This window comes from Pseudomonas sp. 22085 (assembly GCF_052045815.1).
GTDB classification, from domain to species: domain Bacteria; phylum Pseudomonadota; class Gammaproteobacteria; order Pseudomonadales; family Pseudomonadaceae; genus Aquipseudomonas; species Aquipseudomonas glycinae.
This window is the reverse complement of the sequence record NZ_JBQEQA010000008.1, coordinates 267,602-277,071: the sequence shown is the minus strand read 5'-3', so window position 1 is coordinate 277,071 and position 9,470 is coordinate 267,602. Positions and strand designations below refer to the sequence as shown.

The following is a 9,470-nucleotide window of genomic DNA, read 5'->3' as shown; positions in this document are numbered from 1 at the left end:
GCCGATGGTAGTGTGGGGTTTCCCCATGTGAGAGTAGGTCATCGTCAAGATTAAATTCCGAAACCCCAATTGCGAAAGCAGTTGGGGTTTTGTTTTGCCCGCAGGAAAGTTCTCACAGCATTCTCAGCCGTCTTGCGGCTGTCCTCGCCGGCCGACAATGCTAAGGTTCAGCCCTAGCTTTTGTACTTTTCCAAGGAAGCCTTCATGCCGGACACCCAGTCCCTCAACGCTGCATTCATGGTCGTTCAGAGCAACAGCCTGGATGAACTGCGCAGCCTTGTGATCAGCATCATGCGGCGCTATCCGCTGGCACCCTTGGAGAATGAAATTGCGCTCGTGCAGAGTAACGGTATCGCTCAATGGCTCAAGCTGGCTCTGGCTGAAGATCCTGAAGCAGACGATTCAGGCGGCTGTGGTATCGCCGCTGCTATTGATGTGCAACTGCCGGGCAGTTTCATGTGGCAGCTTTACCGGATGGTGCTGGGTCGAGAGGAAATTCCGGCAAAGTCGTTGCTCGACAAGGCACCGTTGACATGGCGCCTGATGCGCCTGTTGCCACAGGTAATCAACCGTCCGCATTTCGAACCGCTACAACGCTTCCTCACCCATGACACCGATCTACGCAAACGCTACCAGTTATCCGAGCGTCTGGCAGACCTCTTCGACCAATACCAGGTTTACCGCGCTGATTGGCTTGAGGACTGGGCAGAGGGGCATCATCAACTCCGCAATGTAAGAGGTGAAGCGAAGCCGCTCTCACCGACCAGTTGCTGGCAGGCAGAATTGTGGCGCGCTCTGCTGGACGACGTGGGCGAGCAAGGCATGGCCCAAAGCCGGGCAGGCGTGCACCAGCGATTCATGGAACGCATCAACAGTCTTGAAAGCGCACCGAACGGACTTCCCCAGCGAGTAATCGTTTTTGGAATTTCCTCGTTGCCCGCACAAGTACTTGAAGCGTTGGCCGGGCTTTCCCGTTTCAGCCAGGTTTTGTTGTGCGTCCATAACCCCTGTCGTTATCACTGGGCCGATATCGTTGCCGACAAGGATCTACTACGTCATCAGTACAAGCGACAAGCCCGCAAAAACGGCATGCCTGTGGTGCTGGACTCGGAATCACTCCACCAACATGCTCACCCGCTCCTCGCTGCATGGGGTAAGCAAGGTCGTGATTACATCAACCTTCTCGACAGTTACGACGAGCCGGACAGCTATCGCGCAGCATTTCGCAATGGACGTATCGATCTGTTCAGCGAAAACCAGCCGAAGAACATGCTCAATCAGTTACAGGACGACATTCTGGAACTGCGGCCGCTCAGCGAGACTCGTGCGCTCTGGCCGGCAGTCGATCTCACTCAAGACGATTCGATCCGCTTTCATATCGCCCATAGCGCCCAGCGCGAGGTTGAGATTCTCCACGACCAGTTGCTGGCCCGTTTCAGTGCCAACCCTCAATTACGCCCGCGCGACGTGATCGTGATGGTGCCTGACATCGATAGTTATGCGCCGCATATTCGCGCCGTATTTGGGCAGCTTGATCGTCATGACCCACGCTTCATTCCCTTCACCATGGCCGATCAGGGCCAGCGCGGCCGGGATCCATTGCTGATCGCTGTCGAGCATCTGCTCAAGCTGCCTGACAGTCGTTTTCCCGTCAGTGAGATCCTCGACCTGCTCGACGTTCCTGCGTTACGCGCCAGATTTGGTGTGCAGGAGCGAGACTTGCCGACCCTGCATCGCTGGATTGAAGGTGCTGGCGTGCGTTGGGGAATCGATGCCGGGCAACGGGCCGAGCTGGGATTGCCCGACGAACTGGAGCAAAACAGTTGGCGCTTTGGCTTGCGCCGGATGCTGCTCGGTTATGCCGTCGGCAGTTCCGGGGCCTGTGGGGATATCGAGCCGTACGACGAAATCGGTGGTCTCGATGCCGCGCTGATCGGCCCGTTGGTAGCGTTGCTGGATGCACTGGAACTTTCGCATCAGCAACTGATGAAGCCCGCGCAACCATGGGAGTGGGGGGATCGGCTTCAGGCCCTGATGCTGCTGTTTTTCAAACCCGAAAATGAGCATGACGACTACTTGCTCGCTCAACTCGAAGAGCTACGGGAAACCTGGCTGGAAACCTGCGAAGCCGTCGGTCTGTTGGACGAGTTGCCACTGACCGTAGTCCGTGAGGCCTGGTTGGCGGGACTGGATCAGGGTCGCCTGTCGCAGCGTTTCCTGGCGGGAGCCGTGAACTTTTGCACGCTGATGCCGATGCGCGCGATCCCGTTCAGGCTGGTTTGCCTGCTGGGCATGAACGATGGCGATTATCCACGTGCTCAACCGCCGCTGGACTTCGACCTCATGGGCAGCGACTACCGGCCGGGAGATCGCTCCCGTCGGGAGGATGATCGCTATCTTCTGCTTGAAGCGCTTTTGTCCGCCCGTCATCAGCTCTACATCAGCTGGGTCGGCCGCAGCATTCGCGACAACAGTGAGCGGCCCGCCTCTGTGTTGATCGGCCAGTTGCGCGATCATCTCGCCAATGGATGGCGATCGGTCGACGACAACGAAGATCTCCTGATTGCGATGACTCAGGAGCATCCGTTGCAGCCATTCAGTTCGCGCTACTTCCATGAGGAAGACAAGCTGTTCAGCTACGCCAGCGAATGGCAGGTGCTGCATCAACATCACGAACAGAACGACGCCGCAACAATGCTTGCCCCTCATGTCCAGGAGGAACCGTTGAGTCTGGAACTGCTACAGGACTTCCTGCGCAATCCGGTCCGACACTTTTTCACTCAGCGACTCAAGGTTTACTTCGAAGCGGCGCAGGTACCTCAGGCTGACGAGGAACCCTTTGTACTGGATGCGTTGCAGCGATACGTGCTCAGCGACAGCTTGCTCGGAGCAGCCTTGAGACACCCGGATAATGTTGATCAGGCACTCGAGTCTCAAGCCCGACGCCTGCAGAACAGCGGACTTTTGCCCATGGCCGGGTTCGGTGAATGCCTTCAACGAGAGCTGATCGAGCCTTTGCCAGACTTGTTGCAACGAAATCAACAGCTGTTGGCGTTATGGCCAACACCCCTGACCAACGCCCTACCGATCAATTTCGAATGGCAGGAACTGCGCCTTGAAGGATGGTTGGGAGGTTTGCACCGGCGCGCCGATGGCGGCGTACTGTCGGTCACAACAATCCCCAACAGCATAGGCTCGATCAAGAGCCGCAAATGGCATCGCCTGACCAAGCCCTGGGTCAGCCATCTTGTCGCGTGCGCCAGTGGTCTTTCCCTCACGACAGCGCTGGTGGCCAGTGATGACACGCTCCTGCTTGAACCTCTGGAACAGGCCCGGGCGGGCCGAATTCTCGAGGATCTGCTGCTCGCCTGGCAGACGGGCATGCGCCAGCCACTTCCGGTCGCGGTAAAAACGGCTTTTGCATGGCTGGCCCAGACCGATCCGGTCAAGGCTGAAGCGGCTGCCCGTAAAGCCTATGAGGGTGATGGTCAGACCAGCGAAGGCGAGCGTCGCGAAAGCCCGGCTCTGTCCCGACAATTCGCCGACTTCGATGCACTGCAGGCGGATGAAACCTTCTCCGGTTGGTGTGATGCACTGTATCGCCCTTTGCTTGAGGCACCGTGGCGCTCATGGACCCACGAGGAGGCAGGCGCATGAGTAACCAGCCGCCACTCGCCCTGGCATTCCCGTTAAAGGGCAGCCAACTGATTGAAGCCAGTGCAGGCACTGGCAAGACGTTTACCATTTCGGCGTTGTATTTGCGGTTGATCCTTGGCCACGGAGGCGAGGCGAGTGGTTTCGGTCGTGAGCTGTTGCCCCCGCAAATTCTCGTGGTGACCTTCACCGACGCGGCCACCAAAGAGCTGCGCGAACGCATCCGTACGCGTTTGGCCGAAGCCGCCCGTTTCTTCCGCGACGAGACGCCTCCCCCTGATGCGTTGATCAATGAACTGCGTGCACAGTTCGATCCGCAACAATGGCCCGGTTGTGCCAACCGCCTGGACATCGCCGCGCAATGGATGGATGAAGCTGCGGTCTCGACAATCCACAGTTGGTGTCAGCGAATGCTGCGCGAGCATGCGTTCGACAGCGGCAGTCTGTTTACCCAGACCCTTGAAACCGATCACAGCGACTTGCTCGGCGAAGTGCTGCGCGATTATTGGCGGCTGTTCTGCTATCCGATGCAGGGCGATGCATTGAGCTGGGTTCGCAGTCACTGGGGAGGTCCGGCGGCCTTGTTGCCGCGTGTGCGTGGGCTGTTTGGCACCGAGCGCGAGGGGGATTCAGACAAGACGCCATCCGAACTGATCGAAGAGTGCCTGCAGGAACGTCGTGCGGCGTTGGTGGACTTGAAGCGACCATGGCGGCAGTGGGCCGATGAGTTGCTCGCCATCTGCCATCAGGGCGTCGCCAACAAAACCGTGGACGGGCGCAAGATGCAGGCCCGCTATTTCGAACCCTGGTTCGAAAAGCTCAAGGCCTGGGCCGAGGACGAGTCGTTCGAACAACTGGATATCGGCACCGGGTTCGCCCGGCTCACGCCGGACGGCATGGCTGAAGCCTGGAAAGGCGAGCCGCCGAGTCACCCGGGCCTGGATGCCATGTCTGTGCTCAAGTCGAGCCTCGACAATTTGCCGACGCCCGATGCGGCCGTGCTGCAGCATGCTGCCAAATGGGTCGGTGCTCGCTTTGAAGACGAGAAGCGCCGTCGAGCCGAAATGGGTTTCGACGACATGCTGTTGCGTCTTGATGCGGCCCTGCAATCCGACGGTGGGGAACGGCTCGCCACGCTCATCCGCGAGCAATTCCCGGTCGCCCTGATCGATGAGTTCCAGGACACGGATCCGGTGCAGTACCGGATCTTCGAAAGCATCTATCGCATTGAAGAAGATAACCCCGAGACCGGGTTGTTTCTGATCGGGGATCCAAAGCAGGCGATCTATGCCTTCCGTGGCGCGGACATCTACACCTATCTGCGAGCCCGGCAGGCCACAACCGGACGCCTGCATACCCTGGGCACCAACTTCCGTTCCAGTCACGGGATGGTCTGTGCGGTCAACCATGTGTTCGAGCGTGCAGAATTCCGTGAGCAAGGGCGCGGAGCATTTCTGTTCCGAGAGAAAAACGGTGATAACCCGGTGCCGTTCCAGCCTGTGGAAGCTCAGGGGCGCAAAGAACATTTGCAGGTCTCCGGGCTGGATGTGCCGGCGCTGAACATCTGGCATTTATCCACCGACAAACCACTGTCCGGGGCGGTTTACCGCCAGCAGTTGGCGGCCGCCTGTGCCAGTCAGATCACCTCCCTGCTCAATGGCGGACAGACCGGTCGCGCCGGGTTTGCGCAGGAGGGCAAGGATTGGCGTGGGCTGCGGCCAGCGGACATTGCGATCCTGGTGCGCGATGGTAAAGAGGCACAGGCGGTACGCGGTGAGCTTGCAGCGCGCGGAGTCCGCAGCGTTTATCTGTCGGACAAGGACTCGGTCTTTGCCGCTCAGGAAGCCCATGACCTGCTGTCGTGGCTCAAGGCGTGTGCCGAGCCGGATGTCGAACGCTCACTGAAAGCGGCGCTGGCGTGCATCACACTGAATCTGCCACTGGCTGAGCTGGAGCGTCTGAATCAGGACGAACGGGTCTGGGAAACCCGGGTCATGCAGTTCCGCGGTTATCGTGAGCTCTGGCGCAAGCAAGGGGTGCTGCCGATGTTGCGGCGCCTGCTGCACGACTTTCAACTGCCGCAGATGCTCATTGCCCGCAGTGATGGCGAGCGGGTGCTGACCAACCTGTTGCACCTGTCGGAGTTGTTGCAACAGGCCGCGTCGGAACTCGATGGCGAGCAGGCACTGATCCGTCATCTGGCCGAGCATCTGGCGCTCTCCGGGCAGGCAGGCGAAGAGCAGATCCTGCGTCTTGAAAGCGACGAACAACTGGTCAAGGTCGTGACCATTCACAAGTCCAAGGGACTTGAATACCCGTTGGTGTTCCTGCCTTTCATCTGCTCGGCCAAACCCGTGGATGGCAGTCGATTGCCGCTGCATTACCACGATGAGTCCGGCAAGGCCCGCATCAGTCTGAAACCCGAAGCCGAATTGATCGCCCTGGCGGACAACGAGCGCCTGGCGGAGGATCTGCGTTTGCTCTACGTCGCGCTGACCCGCGCACAACACGCGTGCTGGCTCGGAGTCACGGATCTCAAGCGCGGCAACCACAGCAGCTCGGTGCTGCATCTTTCTGCGCTGGGCTATCTGTTGGGCGGTGGCGCAACGTTGAATGAGTCCAGCGGATTGGCCCGCTGGCTGGACGATCTGCAACAGGATTGTTCGGCGCTGAGCGTTGTTGAAATGCCGGAGGCCACCAGCGAGGAGTATCAGCCTCCGCGTAACGAAGCCATGCTACGTGCCACCCTTTTACCGAGCCGCAGGGCCAGCGAAAACTGGTGGATCGCATCGTACAGCGCCTTGCGCATCAGTGACGTGCTGAGCGTCGGCAATGACGAAGCTCCTGACAGTCCGCAAGCGCAAAAACTGTTCGACGACGAACGCCTCGATCCCGAGGCACAGCGCGAGATCATCACTGGCGGGGCAGACATTCACCGCTTTCCTCGCGGACCAAACCCTGGAACGTTTCTTCACGGTTTGCTGGAGTGGGCAGGTGAGGAGGGTTTCGCGGTCACCCGCGAGTCGTTGAATGATGCGATTGCCCGACGCTGCAACCGTCGGGGCTGGGAAGGCTGGATCACCACCCTCGGCGACTGGTTGCAACACTTGCTCAAACTGCCGCTGCCTGCAGGGCATGATCAACCGCCGGTCGTTCTCGAGCAATTGAAGCAGTATCGGGTCGAGATGGAGTTCTGGTTCGCCAGCCACAAAGTCGACGTCCTCAAGCTTGACGAACAGGTGCGTCAGTTCACCCACAACGGCGTCGCTCGGGTTGGCGCCGAAGCGGTGCAACTCAACGGCATGTTCAAAGGCTTTATCGACCTGACGTTCGAACACGAGGGTCGTTATTACGTGGCCGATTACAAATCCAACTGGCTGGGTGTCGATGACGCGGCGTACACCGAACGGGCCATGGAGCAATCGATCCTCGAGAACCGTTACGACCTGCAATACGTGCTGTACCTGTTGGCACTGCATCGTCAGCTCAAGGCGCGGCTTGCCGATTACGACTACGACCGGCATATCGGTGGCGCGTTGTATCTGTTCCTGCGCGGGACACGGTCCCCTGGAGGCGGCGTTTACTTCGCGAGGCCACCAAGGGAGCTGATCGAACGTCTGGATCTCATGTTCCAGGGCAAACCGCAACCCAAGGCCGAGCCCGCGTGGGAACAGGGAGAACTGCTATGAACCGGACATTCGCCGACCTGCTGCCAACGCCGCTGACCGCCGACAGCCTTGCTCAGCTGACACCTCTGACCCGTGCCGATGATCTGTTGCTGTTGCTGACCCAATGGGTCGAGCGTGGCTGGTTGCGGGCACTGGACAAGGCATTCGTGGCCTTTCTTCATGAGTTGGCACCCGATGTCGATCCGCTGGTGTTGCTAGCCGCCGCATTGACCAGTCACCAGCTCGGCCATGGTCATGTGTGCCTGGATCTGTTCGAAACCCTCAAGGCGCCGGATTTCGCTTTGTCCCTGCCGCCGGAGGGGGATGCACAACCCGGCGTGTTGCTGCTGCCATCGCAACTGCTTGAAACCCTCGACGGAGTACATTGGTGCAAGGTGCTGGCCGACAGTTCGCTGGTTGCACTGGCCGCCGACGAAGGTGCGTCGGCTCGGGAGCGTCCGCTGGTGTTATCCGGCAAGCGTTTGTACTTGCGACGCTATTGGGCCTACGAGCGGCGTATCGACAGCGCATTGCGTCAGCGGCTCGCAGAGCAGGAAGCAACACCGTCCGATCTTGCTCGGCGGCTGGACGAGCTGTTCGATCCGGCGATGCGTGCGGATGTCATCGACTGGCAGAAACTGGCCTGCGCCCTGGCCACCCGAAGTGCCTTCAGCATCATCACGGGCGGCCCGGGCACTGGCAAAACGACAACGGTGGTACGTCTGCTGGCGTTGCTTCAGGCACCTGCGGTCGAGGCGCATCAGCCATTGCGCATTCGGCTCGCGGCGCCTACCGGTAAAGCGGCGGCGCGGCTGACCGAGTCCATCAGTCAGCAGGTGCAATCGCTGAGGGTCGCTGACAGCGTCCGGGAAAAAATCCCGACCGAGGTGACCACGGTGCATCGCCTGCTCGGCAGCCGTCCCGGTACCCGACACTTTCGCCACCATGCCGGTAACCGCTTGCCCCTGGACGTACTGGTGGTCGATGAAGCCTCCATGATCGACCTGGAAATGATGACCAACTTGCTTGATGCGCTGCCGCCTCATGCCAGGTTGGTGCTGCTGGGCGACAAGGATCAATTGGCCTCGGTGGAGGCCGGCGCGGTACTGGGAGATTTGTGCCGTGATGCCGAGGAGGGTTGGTACAGCCCGCAGACTCGCCAGTGGCTGGAAGCGGTGAGCGGCGAATCCCTGCGGGATAGTGGCTTGCGCGAAGGCACTGATGGGTCGCACCCGCTGGCCCAGCAGGTGGTGATGTTGCGTCACTCGCGGCGTTTCGGCGAGGGCAGCGGCATCGGTCAACTGGCGCGACGAGTGAATCGGCAGCTCCCTGATGAAGCTCGCCAGTTGCTGGACGGCAACACTCATGGCGATGTGTTTTCGTTGCCGCTTCAGAACGAGCACGACCGGAAACTTGAGCACCTGGTGCTGGATGGACACGGCGAAGGCCCACACGGTTATCGACATTATCTGAGCGTCTTGCGCGATCGACGTCCGGCGAGCGGAACCCCGCTCGAGCATTCGGACTGGGTCGACTGGGCGCGTGACGTCTTGCGGGCCTTCGATACCTTCCAGTTGTTGTGCGCAGTACGCAAAGGGCCGTGGGGCGTAGAGGGCTTGAATCAGCGCATCACCGATGCATTGCTCAAGGCGCGGCTGATCGAGAGCGACCAGCAGTGGTACGAAGGTCGGCCGGTGCTGATGACCCGAAATGACTATGGCCTCGGGCTGATGAACGGTGACATCGGTATCGCCCTGAGATTGCCCGAGCTCGAGGGCCCGGATGCCGACAGGTCGGTGTTGCGGGTGGCGTTCCCGCGTAACGACGGCCGCGGCGGGGTGCGCTTCGTGCTGCCGAGCCGACTCAACGATGTCGAAACCGTGTACGCCATGACCGTGCACAAGTCACAGGGCTCGGAGTTTGCCCATACCGCGCTGATCCTGCCGGACGCCCTGAACCCCGTGTTGACCAAGGAACTGATCTACACCGGAATTACCCGGGCCAAGGACTGGTTCACTTTGATCGAACCCCGCAGTGGCGTATTTGAAGAGGCAGTACAACGCAAGGTGAAGCGCTTGAGCGGACTGATGCTGGAGCTGGAGGAGGGGTCGCTGCCTCGAGAATGAAGGCGTGTTCGATTGCCACCGT

General features: G+C 60.0%; 3 protein-coding genes. All 3 read left to right on the top strand.

Features of this window, described 5'->3' with window-relative positions:
* Nucleotides 1-204 precede the first annotated feature (204 nt).
* Genes recC through recD form a run of 3 tightly spaced genes read left to right on the top strand, consistent with a single transcriptional unit; the run spans nt 205 to nt 9,448 of the window.
* Nucleotides 205-3,657 carry an exodeoxyribonuclease V subunit gamma gene (gene recC / locus ACTJK7_RS12750; protein WP_323151662.1) on the top strand — a complete coding sequence of 1,151 codons (3,453 nt, stop codon included), beginning with the start codon at nt 205-207 and terminating at the stop codon, nt 3,655-3,657.
* Entirely contained in the window at nt 3,654-7,343 is a 3,690-nt protein-coding gene (gene recB, locus ACTJK7_RS12745; RefSeq protein WP_440780434.1) for an exodeoxyribonuclease V subunit beta, read from the top strand. The genes recC and recB overlap by 4 nt, the downstream gene beginning before the upstream one ends.
* Nucleotides 7,340-9,448 (top strand): exodeoxyribonuclease V subunit alpha, encoded by a 2,109-nt coding sequence (recD, locus tag ACTJK7_RS12740; RefSeq protein ID WP_440780433.1) that lies wholly within the window; start codon nt 7,340-7,342, stop codon nt 9,446-9,448. Before recB ends, recD begins: the two co-directional genes overlap by 4 nt.
* Nucleotides 9,449-9,470: the final 22 nt, after the last annotated feature.